This window comes from Nocardia donostiensis, assembly GCF_002081715.1.
Lineage (GTDB): Bacteria > Actinomycetota > Actinomycetes > Mycobacteriales > Mycobacteriaceae > Nocardia > Nocardia donostiensis.
This window is the reverse complement of the sequence record NZ_MUKP01000005.1, coordinates 99,445-120,769: the sequence shown is the minus strand read 5'-3', so window position 1 is coordinate 120,769 and position 21,325 is coordinate 99,445. Positions and strand designations below refer to the sequence as shown.

The 21,325-nt window shown below is 67.8% G+C and carries 17 protein-coding genes; 5 read left to right on the top strand and 12 right to left on the bottom strand.

The features are described from left to right. Positions 1-109: 109 nt before the first annotated feature. Positions 110-808, bottom strand: a complete 699-nt coding sequence (locus B0T44_RS05120) for a histone deacetylase (protein ID WP_254854209.1) — start codon at positions 806-808, stop codon at positions 110-112. 106 nt (positions 809-914) lie between these two features. After that, positions 915-1,664, bottom strand: coding sequence for a transcriptional repressor LexA (gene lexA / locus B0T44_RS05115; protein ID WP_081511614.1), 750 nt, complete (start codon positions 1,662-1,664; stop codon positions 915-917). Between the two features lie 233 nt (positions 1,665-1,897). On the opposite strand from lexA, the gene B0T44_RS05110 reads away from it, so the two are divergent. Then, a complete protein-coding gene (locus tag B0T44_RS05110; RefSeq protein ID WP_139347876.1) occupies positions 1,898-2,395 on the top strand; it encodes a hypothetical protein in 498 nt (165 codons plus the stop codon). A gap of 212 nt (positions 2,396-2,607) precedes the next feature. Further along, positions 2,608-3,078: a transcriptional regulator NrdR gene (nrdR, locus tag B0T44_RS05105; protein WP_077117941.1), complete on the top strand. Its 471-nt coding sequence runs from the start codon at positions 2,608-2,610 to the stop codon at positions 3,076-3,078. Between the two features lie 72 nt (positions 3,079-3,150). Here nrdR and hrpA read toward each other — a convergent pair whose 3' ends face one another. Further along, positions 3,151-7,335 (bottom strand): ATP-dependent RNA helicase HrpA, encoded by a 4,185-nt coding sequence (hrpA, locus tag B0T44_RS05100; RefSeq protein WP_077118128.1) that lies wholly within the window; start codon positions 7,333-7,335, stop codon positions 3,151-3,153. A 398-nt stretch (positions 7,336-7,733) separates the two neighbouring features. On the opposite strand from hrpA, the gene B0T44_RS05095 reads away from it, so the two are divergent. Next, complete coding sequence (locus B0T44_RS05095) at positions 7,734-8,405, top strand: DUF5134 domain-containing protein (RefSeq protein WP_077117939.1); 672 nt, start codon at positions 7,734-7,736, stop codon at positions 8,403-8,405. A 10-nt stretch (positions 8,406-8,415) separates the two neighbouring features. On the opposite strand, the gene B0T44_RS05090 is transcribed toward B0T44_RS05095, so the two are convergent. From B0T44_RS05090 to B0T44_RS05080, 3 genes are all read right to left on the bottom strand, one after another. Next, positions 8,416-9,090: a PhzF family phenazine biosynthesis protein gene (locus tag B0T44_RS05090; RefSeq protein WP_077117936.1), complete on the bottom strand. Its 675-nt coding sequence runs from the start codon at positions 9,088-9,090 to the stop codon at positions 8,416-8,418. Between the two features lie 127 nt (positions 9,091-9,217). Beyond that, a complete protein-coding gene (ahpD, locus tag B0T44_RS05085) occupies positions 9,218-9,757 on the bottom strand; it encodes an alkylhydroperoxidase, AhpD family (RefSeq protein WP_077117934.1) in 540 nt (179 codons plus the stop codon). Positions 9,758-9,779: 22 nt separating this feature from the next. Beyond that, complete coding sequence (locus tag B0T44_RS05080) at positions 9,780-10,367, bottom strand: peroxiredoxin (RefSeq protein WP_077117932.1); 588 nt, start codon at positions 10,365-10,367, stop codon at positions 9,780-9,782. Positions 10,368-10,500: 133 nt separating this feature from the next. Here B0T44_RS05080 and B0T44_RS05075 point away from each other — a divergent pair, with 133 nt between their 5' ends. Further along, entirely contained in the window at positions 10,501-11,409 is a 909-nt protein-coding gene (locus tag B0T44_RS05075) for a hydrogen peroxide-inducible genes activator (RefSeq protein ID WP_077117930.1), read from the top strand. 13 nt (positions 11,410-11,422) lie between these two features. Here B0T44_RS05075 and speD read toward each other — a convergent pair whose 3' ends face one another. From speD to B0T44_RS05055, 4 genes are all read right to left on the bottom strand, one after another. Next, the gene (gene speD / locus B0T44_RS05070; RefSeq protein WP_077117928.1) at positions 11,423-12,631 is read right to left on the bottom strand and encodes an adenosylmethionine decarboxylase; all 1,209 of its coding nucleotides are present in this window, start codon (positions 12,629-12,631) and stop codon (positions 11,423-11,425) included. Positions 12,632-12,639: 8 nt separating this feature from the next. After that, positions 12,640-13,752 carry a type III PLP-dependent enzyme gene (locus B0T44_RS05065; RefSeq protein ID WP_077117926.1) on the bottom strand — a complete coding sequence of 371 codons (1,113 nt, stop codon included), beginning with the start codon at positions 13,750-13,752 and terminating at the stop codon, positions 12,640-12,642. A 110-nt stretch (positions 13,753-13,862) separates the two neighbouring features. Beyond that, a complete protein-coding gene (locus B0T44_RS05060) occupies positions 13,863-16,361 on the bottom strand; it encodes a DEAD/DEAH box helicase (protein ID WP_077117924.1) in 2,499 nt (832 codons plus the stop codon). Positions 16,362-16,415: 54 nt separating this feature from the next. After that, on the bottom strand, positions 16,416-17,387 hold the full coding sequence (locus tag B0T44_RS05055; RefSeq protein WP_077117922.1) for a PAC2 family protein: 972 nt from the start codon (positions 17,385-17,387) through the stop codon (positions 16,416-16,418). Between the two features lie 1,006 nt (positions 17,388-18,393). Here B0T44_RS05055 and B0T44_RS05050 point away from each other — a divergent pair. Further along, positions 18,394-19,461, top strand: a complete 1,068-nt coding sequence (locus B0T44_RS05050) for a DUF4192 domain-containing protein (RefSeq protein WP_077118126.1) — start codon at positions 18,394-18,396, stop codon at positions 19,459-19,461. 41 nt (positions 19,462-19,502) lie between these two features. Here the strand turns inward: B0T44_RS05050 and galE are convergent, their stop codons facing one another. Together galE and B0T44_RS05040 are read right to left on the bottom strand one after the other, a co-directional pair. Next, on the bottom strand, positions 19,503-20,483 hold the full coding sequence (galE, locus tag B0T44_RS05045; protein WP_077117920.1) for a UDP-glucose 4-epimerase GalE: 981 nt from the start codon (positions 20,481-20,483) through the stop codon (positions 19,503-19,505). A gap of 3 nt (positions 20,484-20,486) precedes the next feature. Next, entirely contained in the window at positions 20,487-21,173 is a 687-nt protein-coding gene (locus B0T44_RS05040; RefSeq protein WP_077117918.1) for an iron-dependent transcriptional repressor DtxR, read from the bottom strand. Positions 21,174-21,325: the final 152 nt, after the last annotated feature.

Below are 21,325 nucleotides of genomic sequence, written 5' to 3'. Positions count from 1 at the left end.
ATCGCACCGCGTGGACGACGGCCTGGTCGCGGCGGATCAGACCGACGATGTCCGACACACGGGCGTTCGAGGCGCGCACCGGGCCGGGCGATCAGGTAGGTAGCAGAGCTCAGCGCTGCGTGTCGGTGTACAGGAGTTCTGCGACCGACTCGGGGGACCAGCGCGGACCGGCGCCGGGGCGGGTGGCCAGGTAGGCGGCGGTCTGGGGAATCGTCCACCGATGGGCATCTGTGAGACCCATGACGAGGTGACGCAGGTATGCGGCCGCCGGCGGGTTGCCGGGGAGATCGCCGTGCTGCCATGGGGCGGTGCAGGTGATGACGGGGTGCCCGTCGTGGCTGCCGGTGCAGACCAGGGTTTCGTAGCGGCCGGGGCCGAGGCTGTGGCGTCCGTTCGCGAGCGCTTCGCCGAGGTCGAGGTCGGCGCCGGGTGGGCGGTACATCTCCTGAGCGGCGATATCGCCGAACTGTGCCGTGGTGAGCAGATAAGCCCGCACGGCGGTCGTGCCATCGGCGTCGGGGTCGTAGAAGGCCCGGCCACCGGTCCACACTCGGGATTCGGTGGCGAAATACAGCAGTCCGGGCAGCGTGAGCGGTACCGAACGCAACGGGGAGCTGCTGTCACGGCAACCGGGTAGCGCCATGCTGCCGCCCTCCGGGGTGCCGCCGGACAGGTAGCAGCGCAGTCTGCCGGGGTTCATATTCGAGCCGTAGGCGGCGTACCAGACCAGGCCGGTCCGGTGTTGTTGCCCGGTGGGAACAGCAGGGGAACGACGGGTGCCGCTGTTCGGTCCGTTGTGATCGCTCATGGCTGCGGACAGCGAGATCGTGAGGTTTTCCGGGCTCGGTCGTTGCCTGAGCGCTGCCGTCGGCGGGTGCCGTGGGCTGTGGGCGGCAGCGCCGAGGTCATGGATGTCAGATCTTTCGGATAACGGTCACGACCTTGCCGAGGATCTGTGCATCGTTACCGGGGATCGGTTCGAACAGCGGATTGTGCGGCATCAGCCAGACATCGTCCCCACTGTGTTTGAAGGTCTTGACGGTCGCTTCGCCGTCGATCATCGCGGCTACGATATCGCCGTTGTCGGCGACGTTCTGCTGGCGCACCACCACCCAGTCGCCATTGCAGATGGCGGCGTCGACCATCGACTCGCCGACGACCTTGAGCAGGAACAGTGACCCGTCACCGACCAGTTCGCGGGGCAGCGGGAACACGTCTTCCACGGCCTGCTCGGCCAGGATCGGGCCGCCGGCGGCGATACGCCCGAGCACGGGGACGAATGTCGGCGTCGGCTGGTCGGCGCCGGAAGCGGGAGCCGGGGCCTTCCCCGCGGCAGTGTCGCCGGCCGCGGCCCCGGTGGACAGGGTGGTGACCGAACGTACCGCCTCGTCCAGGCCGCGGACGTCGACGGCGCGCGGACGGTTCGGGTCGCGGCGCAGATAGCCCTTGCGTTCCAAGGTGCGCAACTGGTGGGCAACCGACGAGGTGGAGGTCAATCCGACGGCGTCGCCGATCTCGCGGATGCTGGGCGGGTAGCCGCGCTCGCTGACCGACGTGCGGATCACCTCGAGCACTTTGCGCTGACGCACGGTGAGATCCCTTCCGGTCACAGTGGTTTCGGCGCCGGAACCGTTCCCACCACCCGTGTCGTCTGTGTGGCTCACCGCAAATACCCTTTCTGTCGGTGTCCGGCTCGACGGTGCCGTGCCCGTGCCGATGTTCTGGTTCGAATCTAGTCGGACCCGGCCGAGGTATCAAACATCTGTTCGACGTATGTCCGGCGTTTCTGCTGACTTCCCCGCTGGCTCATGGTAGAAATCGAACACCAGTTCGTTCGAACGCATGAGCGAATCGCAGCGCGGCGTCCATGACCGTATCCAGCACGGAGGTCTGTCCGATGAGCACGACGACCAGCGAAAACCGTACCGAGACAACCGAATTACGACGCAATCCGGACGATGCCGGTGTGGTGCCGCGGGAAGGCACCGCCGGGCATACCGTGAACACGTGCGGCTCCGGCTCGTCCGGTTCTCTCACCCGCACGCGCACCACCACACGGGCTCGCGTCTCCCTGCGCCGCCCCGCCGACCGCCGCCCGCGTGGAGTGCGCCCGCGTTCGGCCTCGCTGGCCTACGGCAGCGACCGGGCGGTGATGTCGTCGATGTCGGCTGCTGCTCGGCCACCCGCCGGATATCCGCAGGAGCGAGTGGCGCAGGCGCAGCTGGGGTTGGCCGCGCTCGCCGTATCCGCGGCGCTCACCGCGCTGGTGGTGATCGCGTTGCTCGGTATCGCGCACCTGCGGGCAGAGCCGGTACGACCCAGCGGGCCTGCCGGTGCGTCGTCGGTGGTGCAGACTGCCGATGTGGACGGCCGCGGCGCAGGTTACCCGCGGTGACTTTCCGGCAGCGACGCCGCCGCCCGGAATCGGGGTGAGTGCGACCATACCGAGCCGGGCACCGGTATTCTCGAAGTGCTATGGAGTAGGCCGCTCGACACCACTGACCTACCCGGTGCCGGGCGCCAGTCCGGTACAGGCGCTCGCCGGACCGGTGGCCGCGACCGGAGACCGGCCCGGCCGCGAGCGTAGGCATCGACGAAGGATCTCGGATGCACTGCCCGTACTGCCGCCACCCCGACTCCCGGGTCGTCGACTCACGCGAGGCCGACGAAGGAGCGGCCATCCGCCGCAGACGCGCCTGCCCGAAATGCGGGCGGCGCTTCACCACGGTGGAAACCGCGATCCTGTCGGTGGTCAAACGCAGCGGTGTCACCGAACCCTTCAGCCGGGAGAAGGTCATCCGCGGCGTGCGGCGCGCCTGCCAGGGTCGTGAGGTCGACGACGACGCCCTGAACCTGCTCGCACAGCAGGTCGAAGACACGGTACGGGCCAAAGGCTCCCCGGAAGTGCCCAGCCATGAAGTCGGCTTGGCGATCCTCGGCCCGCTCCGTGACCTGGACGAGGTCGCCTACCTGCGGTTCGCGTCGGTGTACCGCTCGTTCACCTCGGCCGAGGATTTCGAACGCGAGATCCGGGACATGCGTCAGGCCCGCGCAGCTGCCATCGGCGCCGGCGACTGAGACCACCGTCAACGCCCAGCGACGCACACCCGTTCCCTGCACGATGAACCGGTCATTGTGCAGGGGGTCATCTCAGGGCCGGATTGCCGCGATAGCTTTCTTGATGCGTTTCAGGGACACCGGGTACGGGGTGCCGAGTTTCTGCGCGAACAAACTCACCCGTAGTTCCTCGATCATCCACCCGATATCGAGTACCTCCGGGGCGGTGCGCCGCTTCTCCGGGAGCCCGGACAGCAGCCGGTCGTAGGCGGCAAGCGCGGCGTCGACCTCGGCCATACCCTGCCGGTCGCGCACCGCCGACCCCGGCAGCGCCGCCAACCGGACCACCGCCGCGCGCAGATATCGCGGTAGCTCACGCAGCCGTGCGCTACCGAATTCGGAGATGAAGCCCGGGAATACCAGTTCTGCCAGTTGGTCGCGTACGTCGTCGGCGATATCGCGTTCCCGCGTGGCGCTCAACGCCGTCGACACTCGGTGCGTTTCGGCCAGCACCGGCACCACGCGCCGTATCAGGCGCGCTACCGCGGTGCTCAGCTCGGGCCGGAGCTTGGTGACGAGTGCCTCGAAATGTTGCGGGTTGCGTACCGGCCCGCCTGCGGCCGCGATGAGCTCATCGGCAGCGGCGGCGCGGCAGTCCTCGACCAGCGCGTCGAGCGAACCGTACGGGTTCTGGCTCAACACCAGCCGGTCGGCAGGCGACAGCCCGGCGGTCACGGTGCGTACCGAAGTCGGTATGGCGCGCAACACCAGCTCCCTGGTGCCGGTGCGCATCGCCGCGGCCTGTTCGGCAGGCGAGCTCAGCACTCGAACCGCGACACCGTCGGGTTCGGCGACCAGCGCCGGATACCCGGTGACGACCTGCCCGGCGACCTTCCGGCGCACTGTCGGCTCGACCGTGCCGAGGGATTCGGCGGTCCACACCACAGCGGGCGCACGCTCTGCTCCCGCGGTCGCCCGGGCCACCGAGGCGGAAACCTGGTCGGCCAAAGCGGTTTTCAGCTGCGCCAGGTTCTTATTGGTGGCCAGCACCTGCCCGTCGGGTCCGGTGGCGGCGAAGGTCATGCGCAGATGATCCGGCAGCGCGGCGGGATCCAGATCGCCGACGGTGATCGGCGCCGAACTCAGCCGGGCCAATTCTCGGGCCAGCCCGGTCCGCAGCGGTTCGGCGCGCGGCGTCAACGCCGCCAGCGCGGCCGCGGCGAAATCCGGTGCGGGGACAACGGCGCGGCGCAGCTGTTTCGGCAGGGTTTTGATCAGCGCCGTCGCAAGTTCCTCCCGCATGCCCGGCACCAGCCAGTCGAAGCCGACCGCCCGCACATGGGCGAGTTGCTCCACGGGGATGCGCACCGTCACGCCGTCGTCGTCGTTGCCCGGCTCGAACTGGTAGGTGAGCGGGAAGGTCAGCTCACCTTGGCGCCAGGAGTCGGGGAAATCCGCCGGGTTCAACTGGGCGGCGTTGTCGTTGACGACGGTGTCGGTGGTGAAATCCAGTTGGGCGGGGTTGTCGCGCCGCGCCGAACGCCACCAGCTGTCGAAATGCCGCACCGAGACGATATCGGCGGGGATGCGGCGGTCGTAGAACTCGAACAACGCCTCGTCGTCGACGAGGATGTCGCGGCGCCGCGCCCGGTGTTCGAGATCGGCGACATCGTCGAGCAGGGCACGGTTGCGGTGGAAGAACTCGTGCCTGGTCTGCCATTCGCCCTGGACCAAGGCGTGGCGGATGAACAGCTCACGCGAGGCCTGCGCATCGATGCGGCCGTAATCGACTGCGCGGCGGGTCACCAGCGGAACACCGTAGAGGGTGACCCGCTCATAAGCCCGCGCCGCACCGCGTTTAGCGGACCAATGCGGTTCGGAGTAGGTGCGTTTCACCAGATCGCCTGCCAGCTGCTCGGCCCATTCCGGTTCCACCTTGGCCGCCATCCGGCCCCACAGCCGCGAGGTTTCGACCAGTTCCGCGGCCATCACCCAGCGCGGTGGTTTCTTCGCCAGCGACGAGCCAGGGAAGATCATGAACTTGGCACCGCGTGCGCCGAGGAATTCCCGGGACTCGGCTTCGCGCACCCCGATATGCGACAGCATCCCGGCCAGCAGCGCCTGATGGATGGCGGTGGCGTCCCACGGGTCGGTGTCGGTGCTCATTTCCTGGACCGGGCGTGGACCCGAGTCCAGCCGGGTTGCTGGAGCCGATGCTTTCCGGTCGGCCGGGCCGGAACGCCGGCGGCGTGACGAGCGAGCGCCGGTCCCGGCTGTCCGGTCTGCCGGTCCGTCCTGGCGCCCGGTCTTGTCGCCGGCTCGCGAAGAGTCCGGATGCTCATGCGCCGACCAGCCCATGCCTTTGGTGATGGTGCGCAGCTGTCCGTGCAGGTCCTGCCATTCCCGGATCCGTAGATAATGCAGGAACTCTTCGCGGCACATTCGCCGGAACCGGTTGGCCGACAATGATCGGCGCTGCCCGGTCAGGTACTCCCACAGCCGCAGGTAGGCGAGGAAATCGGAGTTCTCGACGGCGAATCGCGCATGCTGGGCATCTGCGGCCTGCTGGTGTTCGGCGGGACGTTCCCGCACGTCCTGGATGGACAGTGCTGCGACGATGACCAGCACATCGGCCAGGCAGCCGTTGCGGTGTGCCTCGACGAGCATGCGTGCCATCCGCGGATCCACCGGTAGCCGCGCCATTTCCCGGCCGGTCGGGGTCAGTGCGAGCCCTGAGCCGGGTGGGTGGCGGCGCGTGGTCTTCGCCGGCTCGTCCGTAGCGGGTTGCGTCTCGGCGGCGTCTGGATCGGCGGTGCGGCGGGCGAGTGCACCGAGTTCTTCCAGCAGGGCGACACCGTCGCGGATCGCGCGCCGGTCGGGGGCCTCCACGAACGGGAAGCTCTCGATATCGCCGAGACCGAGTGCGGTCATCTGCAGGATGACGGCGGCCAGGTTGGTGCGCAGGATCTCCGGATCGGTGAACGCGGGCCTGGAGTCGAAATCGTCCTCGGAGTACAGGCGGATGCAGATGCCGTCGGCGACGCGGCCGCAGCGTCCGGCGCGCTGGCGGGCCGATGCCTGGGAGATCGGTTCGATCGGCAGCCGCTGCACCTTGGTGCGCATCGAATAACGGGAGATACGTGCCGTGCCCGGGTCGACGACATACCGGATCCCCGGCACGGTCAGCGACGTTTCGGCGACGTTGGTGGCCAGCACCACTCGCCGCCCGGTATGCGGCGCGAACACCCGGTGCTGTTCGGCCGTGGACAGGCGCGCATACAGCGGCAGGATTTCGGTGCGCGGCAGTGCGAGGTCGCGCAGGGCATCCGCTGTGTCGCGGATCTCCCGTTCACCGGACAGGAACACCAATACATCCCCGTCACCCTCGGCGAACAGTTCGACCACCGCCTCGCCGATGGCGTCCACCGGGTCACGGTCCACCACCGTTTCCGCGAGTTCGTCGGGGTCGTTGCCCTCGTCCGACGTGGGCAGCGTGAGCGACAGCGGTCGGTACCGGATCTCCACGGGATACGACCGCCCCGATACCTCCACGATCGGAGCGGGAGTGCCCGATTCGTCGGCGAAATGGCGGGCGAACAGTTCGGGATCGATGGTGGCCGAGGTGATGATCACCTTGAGGTCCGGCCTGCGCGGGAGCAGTTGTTTGAGGTATCCGAGCAGGAAGTCGATATTGAGACTGCGTTCGTGCGCTTCGTCGATGATGATCGTGTCGTAGGCCCGCAGCAGCCGGTCGCGCTGGATTTCGGCCAGCAGAATGCCGTCGGTCATCAACTTGATCAGGGTGTGCTCGGCGGCGTGGTCGGTGAACCGGACCGTGTAGCCGACGGCGTCACCGAGTTCGGTGTCGAGTTCGGTGGCGATGCGTTCGGCGACGGTGCGTGCGGCCAACCGCCGCGGCTGCGTGTGGCCGATGGCGCCCCGGATACCGCGCCCCAGCTCGAGACAGATCTTCGGAATCTGCGTCGTCTTGCCCGACCCGGTCTCACCAGCCACGATCACCACCTGGTTGGCGGCTATCGCATCGGCGATATCGGCGCGGCGCGCGGTCACCGGCAGCTGTTCGGGATAGCTGATCCGCGGTACGGCGGCGCGCCGGTTCTCGATACGCTGCTCGGCCGTCGCGATCTCGGCCTCGACCCGGCTCAGGTCCCCGCCGCGCGCCCGATCCAGCTGCTTGCGCAGCCGATGCTCGTCGCGGATGGTGAGCCAGGGCAGGCGGGTGCGTAGCTCACGTGGGCTGGCTGCGGTCCTGGTCATTGCGTCATCCAGGGTAGCGAAACCGGTGGGCTCGATGATCACGGCGGTCATGGCGGCCACACCGAAGGAGTCCGCCCGGTTTTCGCGCTGGGCATGCGACGGCGGTCCCGACGGGCTGCCTCGCCGATCCCGGTCCTGCCGGCGTCGGCTCGGATGAGCCTCGATGGTGTGCCCGGGCAGTGGCCGGATGCCATGCGTTCCTCGCAGGACCGACAAGATCGATGTCCTGCCGGCGCCGGTTCGGATGCGCCTCGGCGGTGTGCCCGGGCGGCGGCCGAATGCGATGGGTTCGCCGCAAGACCGACATGATCGTCTAGGCCTTTCGAAGATCCCCGCGCGGGGGAAACGGATGCGAGCATGGAGTGCGGATCGGTCGACACGGTGAAAGGTGTTGGGGCATGGCAGCATTCGTAGTGGAGTACGCCGCTCTGCGCTGGATGGTGGTGGGCGCCTTCGTCGTGGCGGCGGGGGTGGTCGTCGTCGGTGTGCTGCGGCCAGGTTTGGCGACGAATACCGACAATCCTGCGCCAAAGAAGAATTCGCTCTCCGCGCAGCTCGCGCCCTGCTCGTCCGGCAGCGCCGACCCCGAATCCGATGCGGCGCATCTACTCATGTGCGCCGTCATGCTGGCCATGGTGTTGTTCCCCGTGCAGGCCAGCCATCATGCGTTGCGCGGCATGCTGATCGCCATGACGGTGGTGTTCGGTCTGCTGTTCGCCGGGCGGGCGCTGCGCTGGCACACCGGTGCAGGAGAGCGGAGCGTGGGGCCGGTGGTTGCGCTGGGCTACCACCTGGCCGCCTCTGCCGTGATGCTGTACGCAATGTCCGGTCATACCACCGACGGGAGCTCGGGAGGGCCTTCGACCGGACCCGCGATCCTGCTCGCGGTGTTGTTCATCGTCGACGCCGTCGCGGTCGTGCTGAGCGCATACCTGAGCCGGGCGGGGCGCCTGCACCGGCTGCGCGGACACCCGGTACAGGCGTCGGCCGGACGTGGCGTGGCGATGGTGCCGCATCTGGCGATGGACCTGGGTACGGCCTATATGCTCGTCGCCGCCGTGGCTGGCTGAAATCCAGCGGTTACAGATCCACGACCGAATCCGCGACGACCCGGCCCGCCAAGCTCACCCACCCGTCGGAATCCCATTCGGTGAAGATCTGCGAACCCTGTCCCTGGGTGATGATCAGGCCTTGGCGCAGCTGCGCGGTGAGCGCCACCGCCGCCGCGCCGGTCGCCTCGTCCTCGGTGACACCCAAGGCGGGCGCGAACATCCTGGAACGCAGCGATCCGCGGCGTTCGTCGCTCCAGGCCCACAGGTAGTGCTGGCCGTCGGAGAAATCGTCCGAGCGCAGTCCGTCCAGCTCGTCGCGGTCGGCGAGCTGATGGAAGGTGAAATCGGGAGCCCAGCCTGCCCGGGCTTTGACGCAGACCCGGCCGTCGGCGATATCCACCGGCACCGGGCCCGCGGGCAACTGCAGGGTGTGTGCCGGGGTGCCCTGCTCGGCGAGCCACCAGGCGGTGCCTACCGAGGGATGACCGGCGAACGGCAGCTCCACCGCGGGGGTGAAGATCCGCACCTCGGCGACTTCGTCGACGGGCTCGGAGACGAATACCGTCTCGCTGTAGCCGAGCTGGGTGGCTACCGCCTGCCGGTCGGGCGGGGGGACTTCACTCGCCCGCACCACGCCCAGTTCGTTACCGAACCGTCCGGCCGCGTCGGTGAAAACGCGCAACACTGCAGCCTGTGTGCCCATGCCAGCCGAGAATACCCGGATGAGCGGGTGGGCCGAATCCGTCTGGTTCCACCTGCACCGGGCTGGAATACGCACGCGGCCCCGTCCCACGATGGGACGGGGCCGTATGAGCTGCGCTGATGGGGTATCAGACCGTGGCGGTGGCCAATGCCTCGGTCGACGCAACGGCCTGGCCGACACCGGCGACGATGGCGGCGACCCGCAGCGCTTCGAAGATCACCTCACGCGAGGCGCCCGCCTCACGCAGGGTGTGCTCGTGCGCCTCCAGACAGTGCTGGCAACCGTTGATCGACGATACCGCGAACGACCACAACTCGAAGTCGGTCTTGTCCACGCCTGGCGAGCCGATGATCTGCATGCGCAGACCGGCCCGCAGGTCGTCGTACCGGCCGCCCAGGAACGCCTTGCCCCGGTAGAACACGTTGTTCATGCCCATGATCGAGGCGGCGCCGAGTGCGGCGTTGTACGCCTCGGCCGACAGGGTGTCGGCCGCTTCCTCGGCGATCTCGCGCAGGGTGGTGGCCGAGCGGGTGGCGGCCGCAGTCGCGAGCAGGGTGCCCCACAGCTGCTGCTCGTTCAGCACGGTGGTGCGTGCGATCGAGGACAGGTTCAGCTTCAGGTCCTTGGCGTATTCGGGTAGTGAGTTCTTCAGATTGTCGATCGACACAGCTGTGAATTCCTTACTGGGTTCAGACGCTGGCGGAGAGCAGTTCGCCCGCGTTGATCGTCGGGTCGCCCTTCTTCCAGTTGCAGGCGCACAGTTCGTCGGACTGCAGCGCGTCCAGCACCCGCAGCACCTCGTCGACGTTGCGGCCGACCGAACCGGCGGTCACGGAGACGAACTGCACCTCGTTGTTCGGGTCGACGATGAAGGTGGCGCGGTCGGCGACACCGTCGGCGTTGAGCACACCGGTCGCGGTGACCAGCTCACGCTTGAGGTCCGACAGCATCGGGAAGGGGAGGGTCTTCAGGTCCTCGTGCTGGGCCCGCCACTGGAAGTGGACGAACTCGTTGTCGACCGAAACACCGAGCACCTGCGCGTCGCGGTCGGCGAACTCCTCGTTCAGCTTGCCGAAGGCGGCGATCTCGGTGGGGCAGACGAAGGTGAAGTCCTTCGGCCAGAAGAACACGATCCGCCACTTACCCGCGTGGTCGTCGCTGGTGACCTGGGTGAAGTAGTCGTCAGGCTGCTGAGCGTCGACCTTCGACAGATCACCGCCGATCACCGCGGTGAGGTTGTACGCCGGGAACTGGTCGCCGATGGTCAGCAACGCCATCTCATCTCCTCGTGTGTCGTTGTGTCCGGGTCCGGTTCGTACGACCGTCCCGGCTGTTGGGTGAAGCTCACCTGTGATCTTGCCCAAGAACCGCTAAAAGGTAAAGGTGATAAGTCGCACTACACTGATAGGCGTGAGTGATCAGACTTATCAGCCGACCCTGTCGCAGCTGCGTGCATTCGTGGCGATCGCCGAATATCGTCACTTCGGCACCGCCGCAGCGCGCTCGGGTGTGAGCCAGCCCACGCTATCGCAGGCGCTGGCTGCCCTGGAAAACGGGCTCGGACTACAGCTGATCGAACGCAGCACCCGCAAAGTTCTGGTAACCGCCGCAGGCCGAAGGCTGCTGCCGCAAGCGGTGGCCACCCTCGAGGCCGCCGACCGGTTCCTGGCCTCGGCAAACGGTAACGGTCTCGGCGCCACCCTGCGGATGGGCATCATCCCCACGGTCGCGCCGTACGTGCTGCCCACCCTGTTACCCGCACTGCGCAGCGAACTGCCCGCGCTGGTACCGCAGATCGTGGAGGACCAGACCGCCCGGCTGGTCGACGGCCTGCGCGCCGGGGTGCTCGACGTGGCATTGCTCGCGCTGCCCACCGATGCGTCGTCGCTGGTCGAGATCCCGCTCTACACCGAGGAGTTCGTGCTGGTCACCCCGCGCGGGCACGAGCTGGCCGGCCGCACCGATATCGAACCCGGCGCACTGGACACGCTGCCGCTGCTGCTGTTGGACGAAGGCCACTGCCTGCGCGACCAGACGCTAGAGGTGTGCCGCTCCGCCGACATCAACCCCGGCGCGGTCGGTGATACCCGAGCTGCATCACTGACAACGGTGGTGCAGTGTGTGGCGGGCGGCCTCGGCGTCACCCTCATCCCGCAGATGGCGGTCGCCACCGAAACCGCCCGCGGCACCCTGGACACCGCCCGCTTCGCTGCTCCGGCCCCCGGCCGCACCCTCGGCTTGGCTTTCCGCGCCTCCACCGCGCGCAGTGAGGACTATCGCTACCTGGCCGACATCATTCGCGCCCACCGGCCGGTGTGACCGAGGCGGACGGTCAACGCTGGACGCGCAGCGCGTACGGCTCGACCGCACCGCGCCGCAACGCGGGCGCATCGATCGTCTGCGGCCGGTAGGCAAGGGTGGTGAGCCGATCGACCATACCGGCCACCGGGTCGTCGATCCGATCGGTGAGACCGAACAGGAACGACCATTCGTGTTCGTCGCTGCCGTAGTGCACGACGGTGCCGAACTGTTCATGGAAACGCTGCCAGGACCGTTTCAGGGTCTCGTTGCGCCACATGGTCGCGCAACCCGCCTGCGCGGTGAGGACGCCGCCGGGTGCCAGCACATCGCGGCAACGCCGCAGGAAATCCGCTTCGTACAGGCGGTTGTGCTGGGCGTCTTCGACCCGTTCGTCGGGCAGGTCGATCACGATGACGTCGTAGCGGTTACCGGCGGCGGCCGCGTCGGCGAGGAATTCCCAGCCGTCGGCGAAGAACACCTGGATCGGTCCCTCACCCGCGGCGGCCGCGTTCAGTTCGGCGTTGGTGTAGCCGTAGGGCAGATGTTCGGCGCACAGGTGCACCGCGGTCCGGTCGATATCGACGTGATCGACGCGGGTGGCGCCCGCGGCGATCGCCAGCTGGCTCGCCACGCCCTCGCCAGAGCCGATGATCAGCACATCGTCGAGCTTTTCGGCCAGCACCAACGCGGGCACCACCATCGCCTCGTGGTAGGTGAGCTGGGAGAACTCGGTGGACTGGCGGTCGTTGTCGGAGAACAGGCTGATGCCCTGCTCGGTTCGGCCGATAACCAGATGCTGGTATTCGGTACGGGTGTCGACCAGCACCTCCGACAGCTCCCACACCCGGGTCAAGCCGGGCCCCACCGGCTCCTCGATCCGCTGCCCGGAGTGGCCGCGGCGCACCGTCGACAATTCGACGTGCTGAGGCGCGAGCGCCTCGCGCAGGAATTCCACCGCTTTATCGGCGCCGGAACCGGCGCTGCCGCAGGTGAAGACGTCGACGAAGATATCGCCGGACTCGGGGTAGGTGTGGATGGAGGCGTGCGACTCCGACAGCAGCGCCAGCACCGTCACACCGTGCGGCTCGAACTGTTTGTGCACGACATCGCAGATCGTTACGCCCGCAGCGACCAGCGATTCACGCAACGCTGTCTCGAGCCGTTCGACATCGTTGCACAGATCTGCGTCGACACCACCGAACTCGGCCAGCACATGCCAGCCGGTGAATTCAGCCGTCATAGGCAAACTCACTCTCGCTCAGCGCCCAGGACATGCACCGTCAGGGGCGGAAAACCGTTGAAGGACACCGACGAGTAACTCGCCGTGTAAGCGCCGGTACCGAGAACCCGGACCTGATCGCCGGCTCGTAACGTGGTCGGCAGCAGGACACGTGTGCGTTGATACAGCACATCATCACCGTCGCAGGTGGGTCCCGCGACCACCGCTTCGTCGACCGGATCGCCGTCGCGGTCGGTGGTGAAACGGTAAGCGATATACTCGTTCTCGGTTTCGGCCATACCGTTGTAGCGGCCGATATCGAGATAAACCCAGCGTCTGCCGTCGGGCGCGGTCCGCACCCCGACGACCTCGGCGTGGATGACACCCGCCGTCGCGACCAGGGCCCGGCCGGGCTCCACCACCAGATCGGTCGCGGCGGGCAGGAACTGTGCCGCAGCAGCCAGCGAAGTCTGCGCGATCGTCTCCAACGGCGGCACGGGGTCGGCGTACGATACGGGCAGGCCGCCGCCGATATTCACCACGGCGACGCCGATTCCCTTGTCCGCCAATGCGGCGACGATCGCGCCCGCCTGTTCGATCCCGATCCGCCATGCCTGCGGGTCCAGCTGCTGAGAACCGACATGAAAACAGGGCCCGCCCACCGCGAGTCCGAGGTCGGCGGCGCGGGCGAGCAGGCGCAGCGCTTCCCCCGGCGCACACCCGAACTTCATCCCGAACGGGGTACGCGATTCGGGCGCATCAGCCAGGAAACGGCACTCGACCTGCGCACCCGGCGCGTGCTGGGCGATCCGCGCCAGATCGTCCTCGGTGTCGAACGCGAACCGCCGCACCCCCAGTTCATGGGCGCGGGCGATATCGGCCGCCTTCTTGATCGGGTTGCCGTAGCAGAGCCGTGCGGCGGGCACGCCCGCAGCAAGGCACAGCCCGATCTCGCCGACACTGGCCACATCGAACTCGGCGCCCTCGGCAGCGAGCACGGACACGATCTGCGGCACCGGGCACGCCTTGACCGCAAATCGGATACGCGCGCGCCTGCCCGCCCGCGACAGCACGGAATCGAGCGCGCGGTAGTTCTCGCGCACGCGCTCCGGGTCGAGGACCAGGTAGGGCGATTCGGGCATCGAATACTCTTTCGGTCGCAGCGGCGGGGGAGAGAGTATCAGCGGCCGGAACCGGGAAACGAATCCGGCGAGAACGCGTCGGCCCAGACCGGAATCGGCACCGCCCGGCCTCAGCCTGTCGATATGCTGACCTCGTCGAACACCACTTCACCTGCCGCGTCAGAGGCGCCCGGATCGACGGTGGCGATCAGCGCCCACCCGCGATCACCAGCCGGGTCGTCAAGCACCTGACGCACCTCCCAGAAGTCGCCGCGGGGACGCGCTTGGAACAGCTGCGGTCCGCGCGCATCCGGTCCGGTGCCGATGCTGCCGTATTCGGCGAAATACGGTGCCAGCTCGGTTTCCCAATCCGGTCCGGGCCCCAGGTCGGCGAGGGCGTCCCAATCGCGGCGCGCAGCCAACTCCACCCGGCGGAACATCGCGTTGCGGATCAGCACCCGGAACGCGCGTTCGTTCGCCGAGATCGGCCGGATCGTCTCCGCACCGAACGCCACCTGCTCGGCATCGGTTTCCGCGCCAGGACCGGTCAGTTGTTCCCATTCGTCGAGCAGGCTCGAGTCCACCTGACGCACCAGTTCACCCAGCCATTCGGTGATGTCGTCGAGTTCTTCGGTGCGCGCGGTTTCCGGCACGGTGCGCCGCAGGGCGCGATAAGCGTCGGCCAGATAACGCAGCACCACACCCTCGGAACGGGCGAGCTCGTAGTAGGAGATCAGTTCCGCGAACGTCATCGCCCGTTCGACCATGTCCCGCACCACCGACTTCGGGGACGGCGCGAACTCTGACAGCCACGGATGCCCGGCCCGGTAGGTCTCGTATGCGGGTTCGATCATCTCGGCCAGCGGTGTGGGCCAGGTGACCTCCTCGAGCAGTTCCATCCGCTCGTCGTAATCGATACCGTCGGCTTTCATCTCGGCGACCGCCTCCCCGCGCGCCTTGTGCTGCTGGGCCAGCAGCACCTGCCGCGGATCCTCCAGCGTCGATTCGACCAGCGACACCACGTCCAGCGCATAACCGGGAGATGCGGGGTCGAGCAGTTCCAGCGCAGCCAGCGCGAACGGCGACAGCGGCTGGTCCAGGGCGAAATCGCGTTGCAGATCGACGGTGAGCCTGGCCCGCCTGCCCTGGGCGTCGGGTTCGGGAAGCTGCTGGACGACACCGGCGTCGCGCAACGCCCGATAGAGCCGGATCGCACGCAGAATATGCCTGCGCTGGGCGGGACGGGGTTCGTGATTGTCCTCGAGCAGATGCCGCATCGCGTCGAAACAGTTCCCCGGACGCGAGATCACATTGAGCAGCATCGAATTGGTGACCGTGAAACGTGACACCATCGGCTCCGGCGGTGCGGCAACCAGCCGCTGAAAGGTCTCTTCGCTCCAGGAGACGAAACCCTCCGGCGGTTTGCGCCGCTGCACCTTGCGCAGTTTCTTCGGGTCGTCGCCCGCTTTGGCCAGCAGCTTGGTGTTCTCCACCTCGTGCTCGGGCGCCTGTACGACGACGGTGCCCATCGTGTCGAACCCGGCGCGCCCTGCGCGACCTGCGATCTGATGGAATTCGCGGGCCTTGAGCCTGCGGGTGCGTACCCCGTCGAATTTGGTCAGACCGGTCAGCAGCACCGTCCTGATCGGGACGTTGATCCCCACCCCCAGGGTGTCGGTACCGCACACCACTTTCAGCAGCCCGTCCTGGGCCAACCGTTCCACCAGCCGCCGGTACTTGGGCAACATCCCCGCATGATGCACCCCGATACCGTGGCGGATCAGCCGCGACAGAGTTTTGCCGAAACCGGAGGAGAACCGGAACTGGCCCACGGCCTCGGCGATCGCATCCTTTTCGGCACGGCTGGCGAAATTGACACTGGTCAGTGCCTGCGCCCGCTCCAACGCCGCCGCCTGCGTGAAGTGCACAACGTACACCGGCGCCTGATGGGTGGTCACCAGCTCCTCTAGCGTTTCGGTGATCGAGGTGCGCGCATAGGAGAAGCTCAACGGCACCGGACGTTCGGTGCCTGCGACAACCGCGGTCGACCGGCCGGTGCGGCGTTTCAGGTCGGCGGCGAAGAAATCGACCTCACCGAGCGTGGCCGACATGAGCAGGAACTGCGCACGCGGCAGCTCCAACAGCGGAACCTGCCAGGCCCAGCCGCGATCGGGGTCGGCATAGAAGTGGAATTCGTCCATCACCACCTGGCCGATATCGGCGGCAGCGCCTTCCCGTAATGCCAGATTCGCCAGGATCTCGGCGGTCGCGCAAATGATGGGGGCGTCGGCGTTGACGGCGGCGTCACCGGTGACCATACCGACCCGATCGGCGCCGAACACCTCGCACAGGGCGAAGAACTTCTCGCTCACCAGGGCTTTGATCGGTGCCGTGTAGTAGGTGCGCTGGCCTCTGCTCAGAGCGAACAGATGCGCGCCGACCGCGACCAGCGACTTCCCGGAGCCGGTCGGGGTGGCCAGGATGACATTGGACTCCGACGCCAGCTCCAGCAGCGCCTCATCCTGCGCGGGGTAGAGCGGAGTGCCCTGCTCGGCGGCCCATGCCCCGAACGACTCGTACAGCGCGTCGGCGTCGGTTCCCGGTATCTCGAGCAGTTCGGTCAGATCCACTCCGCACACCCTACGGCCTGCCGCACACCGGGCAGGGACATACCGGTGCGGCGGTCAGCTCCGGCCGTCGTCTGTGTTGTCGCCGTAGCTGTCGTAGCCGTCGTGGCCGTCGTAGCCGCCCTGCTCGGCGAGGAACCGCTCGAATTCCGCGCCCAGTTCGTCACCGCTGGGCAATTCGCCCTCACCCACCAGCAGACTCGACTGGCGTTCCTGCGCGGTCACGAACGTGTCGTACTGCCGTTCCAGGGCGTGCACCACGGTTTCCACCTCGGCGTTGCCCGCAATGTGTTCGTTGACCTGCTCCCGCACCCGGGCCGCGGCCTCGCCGAGTGCGGCGAGCGGGAACTGCAGACCGGTGTTGTCGCCGACCTGCTCCAGCAGCGTCTGCGCCGCCTCGGGGTAGGAGGTCTGCGCCAGGTAGTGCGGCACATGCACCGAGAACCCGAGCGATTCGTGGCCGTGCTGGGCCAGCCGATACTCCAGCAGCGTCGACGCGCTGCCCGGCACCTGCAGCTCACCGGGCCAACGCTGACTCTCCGGGATCAGGTCCCGGCTCGAGGAATGAGCGGTGACGCCGAGTGGCCGGGTATGTGGAATGGCCATCGGGATGGCGCTGAGGCCGATACTGCGGCGCACCCCGAGCTGTTCGGCGAGCAACCGTACCGCGGTGGTGAACTTCTCCCAGCGCAGATCCGGCTCCAGCCCCGACAGCAGCAGAAACGGCGTGCCTTCGGTGTCGCGCAATGCCCACAGGTTCAGCTCGGGCTCGGCGTAATCGGAGAAATGATCGGTTTTGAACGTCATGAGCGGACGTCGTGCCCGGTAGTCGAGCAGCTCGTCTACATCGAACGAGGCGACCAATTCGCTTTCCAGGCTTTCGCGCAGGTGCGTGGTGGCCAGTCGCACCGCATGCCCGGCATCGGTGTAGCCCTCCAGCCCGTGCACCAGGACCGGTCCCGAGCCGTCGTCGGACGACAGCTGCGGAGCAGGGAACTCCAATTCGTACATTCGCGACTCATAGTCCATCGCGTACTCCTTCCTGCGCGACCCAACCGGCCATATCGCGCCGCCGGCATCTTCGCACCCGTCGCCGCGCTACAACCGGCGGACCACCCTCTATTGTCCCCCATAACGGTGAGTAGCCGCGCAGGCCGCCCACCCATACGTCATGGCAACAGCACGCCGAGCGCGGGAATTCCTCCCGACTCCGGATCGGGCTCGCCTCGCCCGCGCCGTTCCGACACCTGCGCCGCGGCCTGGCGCCAGGGGACTGCGCGGGGAGCTCGGCACAGTGAGCGGATGCGCCACCGGAGCCGCGGCCGGGCTGTAGGGCCGGGGCGTGGTTCTCCGGCATGCCATCGAGTCTCGCTACACCCATCCGAGCCGAGAACGAGGCGTTTCAACGTCGTGGCGGAGAGTTGTCCACAACCCGCACTTTATCCACAGCCTTTTTATTTGCCCTGGTCGCCGGGCCGGTGCGCGGTACGGCATCTCGGACTCTGGGGCTATGACAACTCCCGCGTCTCACGGCCGACACACCTCCTCGGTGCCGATACAGCCCGCGCCCATCAGTGCACGCCGCGGCAGAGGAGCCGCCTGGCGCCCCGACGATGCTCCGCCCGATGACCCAGTGGCGCGACAGCATCCGGATCCGGACGTCTCCGCTGCCACAGGAGACACCGGCCATCAGGTGCCGGCCGGCGCTGTGACAACGGTTGACGCGGCGACAGATGACCGTGCGGGCAGCAGGGACGATCATCCGGTTGTCGGCGGCTGTGGCGTGGGGTCCCCAGCGGAGCCGGGAACATTCGGGGGCAGGGTCGGCGCCGCGCGCGAGGGGGCGGCGCGTGCGGCGAACGGGGGGCCGAGGACGATGCGCACGGGCCGGAGACGGCCGCAGTGCCCTACGGCACGGGCGTGGTCGGCGCGTGGGTTCGGTTTCGGGGCGTCCAGTGGAGCCGGCGCGGTGCGCTGCGCGGAGGGATCGGATCATAAGGACAGATCCGAGCGTGCCCGCTTCGGCTCGACCCGCGTGGACGATCCGGGGGAATTCATTGCTGCCGTTCCCGCGACACTGGGGTTCCGGCCGGAAAACTCGCTGGTTGTCGGGGTGCTGTGTGAGGCAGCAGGAGAATCGGATACGGCGGTACTCGATGTCGTTGCGCGTTTCGACCTGGCACATCCCTCGAGCGGGCAGCCGGTTAGCGGCGCGGCGCTGGCCGCGGCGGTGGTTCGGGTGTGTGCCAAACCCGGGACGGTCGGGGTGCTCGCAGTGCTCGTCGACGGAGGTGCGGAGGCACCGCCGCCGGGGACGGCCGGACAGCACCCTGTCGTTGCGGCGCTGGAGCGGCGGTTGACCGCGTGCGATGTGCCGTTGCACGGCGCGTGGGCGGTGGGTGCCGTCGCGGCGGGCCGACCGTGGTGGAGCGTCCGCGGGCCGGATCGGCGGGGTATCGTGCCCGATCCACTGGCATCGGTGGTAGCACTGAGCCACGTCCTCGACGGCAGGCAGATCCGCCGCACCAGAGCGGAACTGACCGAGGCCGTTGCCGTCGACGCCATCATGTGCGAGCGGGTGGCCGCCGAACTCGGTGACGCTGTGGCGCGAGCGCACGACCGGTACGCCGAAGCCGCCCACGCCGGAGACCCGCTCGGTTACAGCAGGCGAGCGCTGGAATACGTGCTGTGGCAGATCGCGTGCGTCGACTCCGGTGACCAGCTTTCGGCCCGCGAACTCGCCGAAGTCGCAGCAGCCCTGCGCGATCGCCAGGTGCGCGACACGATGTTCGCCCTCACCGACACCGTGCACGCCTGCGCTGCCGAGCGGCTGTGGGCGCAGATGACACGCACCGTGCCGGGAACCGACCGTGCCGAAGCGGCAACCCTGCTCGGCTACTGCGCGTATGTACGAGGAGACGGCCCGTTCGCCGGCGTCGCGTTCGAGACGGCATTGGACACCGAACCCGAGCATCCGATGGCGGTGCTGCTGCAGACCGCGCTCGAATCGGGTATGCGCCCGTCGCAACTGCGCAGGCTGGCACGCTGCGGCCGCGAGACCGCCACCGACCTCGGCATCGACCTGGGGGCGGGGACGTGCTGACGGCGCAGGCCGCGCCGTCAGCGCCTACGGTGCGCGAAAGCCTATTTCGCGCTGTGCGCCCGGGAACCGAGGCCGCGCAGGTAATCCCATGCGTCGGCGACAATCCGGTCCAGATCGTTGTATTTGGGTGTCCAGCCCAGTTCGGTGACGGCCTTGTCGCTCGAAGCGATCAGCACCGCGGGATCCCCCGCCCGCCGCGGCGCATCTTCGGCGGCGATGGCCAGGCCGGTCACTCGTTCGCAAGCCGAAATCACCTCGCGTACCGAGAATCCCGTGCCGCTGCCGAGATTGAACACCCGATGCGTGCCTGCCTCGGCGGAACCCAGTGCAAGCAGGTGCGCCTGCGCGAGATCAAGGATGTGGATGTAGTCGCGGACGGCCGTACCGTCGGGGGTGGGCCAGTCGGTGCCGAAAACCGAAATCGACCGTCGGTGCCCGGCCGCGACCTGCAACACCAGGGGGATGAGATGGGTTTCCACAACCCTGTTCTCGCCGAGCCCGCCGTAGGCGCCCGCCACGTTGAAGTAGCGCAGGCTGGTCGCGGCGAGCCCGTGCGCGACCGCGTACGAGGTGATGGCGTGATCTATGGCCAGCTTGGACGCGCCGTACGGGTTGGTGGGCCGGGTGGGCGCTTCCTCGGTGATCGGTACCTGCTCGGGCTCGCCGTACACGGCCGCGGTCGAGGAGAACACCAACCGCGATGTGCCCGTGCTGCGCATCGCCTCCAGCAGCTCGAACGTTTTCACCACGTTGCCGTGCCAGTACTTCTGCGGCTGCTGCACCGATTCGCCCACCAGCGATTGCGCCGCGAAGTGGAGCACACCGTCGAACCGCTCCGCGGCGAGCAACCCGGGCGCGGCCGCGGCGATATCGCCCTGCACGAACCGGGCGCCGGAGGGCACGCCGTCGGCGTTGCCGGTGGACAGGTCGTCGACGACAACCACCTCGTGCCCCTGTTCGAGCAGCACCTGCGCGCACACTCCGCCGACGTAGCCTGCGCCACCTGTGACCAGAAGTTTCACAGCTCAGACCAACTTCACCTGGACGGCGTGGGCCATTTCGTAGGGGAGTTCGAAGGCCTCGTGCCCCGGCACGGTGATGACCACTGCACCCGGCCTGTTCTCGACGGTGACGCGCGCGTCCGGAACCACGCCGGCTTCGCGCAGCCTGCCGATCACCTCGGGATCGGTCTGGATGTGCTCGGCGAGCCGACGCACCACCACCGCGTGCAGCTGTCCTTGCGACAGCTCGGAGAGCCGGGTCAGCTTCTCCTCCTGCGGTTCGATCCGCACCACGCCGAGTTCATCCAGGCCGGGGATGGGGTTTCCGTACGGGGAGGTGGTCGGGTGGTTGAGCACCTCGACGAGCCTGCGCTCGACGTCTTCGCTCATCACATGCTCCCAGCGGCACGCCTCGGCGTGTACGTTCTGCCAGTCCAGTCCGATGATGTCGACCAGCAGCCGCTCGGCGAGCCGGTGTTTGCGCATCACGGCGACCGCCATGCTGCGGCCCTTGTCGGTCAGCTCCAGATGCCGGTCACCGGCAACCTGCAGCAGGCCGTCGCGTTCCATCCGCGCAACCGCCTGGCTCACCGTCGGACCGCTCTGTTCGAGGCGTTCGGCGATGCGGGCACGCAGGGGCACCACGCCCTCCTCCTCGAGGTCGTAGATCGTACGGAGATACATCTCCGTGGTGTCGACCAGATCCTTCACCTTTACCCCTTCGTCAGCACGAATTGTACCCATGCGCCGTCGCCGCCGTTCTCGGAACAGATCGCGTCACGCAGCGGGGAACCCTGTGGGTGCTCGGCGCAACGCCGCACCCGCGCATACATGTATTTCTACTGCATGACAACGTCCGACGG

Bases quoted from the DNA above. Each gene is read 5' to 3' on its own strand.
- B0T44_RS05120 (WP_254854209.1), bottom strand. From the start codon at position 808: ATGAGCGATCACAACGGACCGAACAGCGGCACCCGTCGTTCCCCTGCT.
- B0T44_RS05110 (WP_139347876.1), top strand. From the start codon at position 1,898: ATGAGCACGACGACCAGCGAAAACCGTACCGAGACAACCGAATTACGA.
- nrdR (WP_077117941.1), top strand. From the start codon at position 2,608: ATGCACTGCCCGTACTGCCGCCACCCCGACTCCCGGGTCGTCGACTCA.
- hrpA (WP_077118128.1), bottom strand. From the start codon at position 7,335: ATGACCAGGACCGCAGCCAGCCCACGTGAGCTACGCACCCGCCTGCCC.
- B0T44_RS05095 (WP_077117939.1), top strand. From the start codon at position 7,734: ATGGCAGCATTCGTAGTGGAGTACGCCGCTCTGCGCTGGATGGTGGTG.
- B0T44_RS05090 (WP_077117936.1), bottom strand. From the start codon at position 9,090: ATGGGCACACAGGCTGCAGTGTTGCGCGTTTTCACCGACGCGGCCGGA.
- B0T44_RS05080 (WP_077117932.1), bottom strand. From the start codon at position 10,367: ATGGCGTTGCTGACCATCGGCGACCAGTTCCCGGCGTACAACCTCACC.
- speD (WP_077117928.1), bottom strand. From the start codon at position 12,631: ATGACGGCTGAATTCACCGGCTGGCATGTGCTGGCCGAGTTCGGTGGT.
- B0T44_RS05065 (WP_077117926.1), bottom strand. From the start codon at position 13,752: ATGCCCGAATCGCCCTACCTGGTCCTCGACCCGGAGCGCGTGCGCGAG.
- B0T44_RS05055 (WP_077117922.1), bottom strand. From the start codon at position 17,387: ATGGACTATGAGTCGCGAATGTACGAATTGGAGTTCCCTGCTCCGCAG.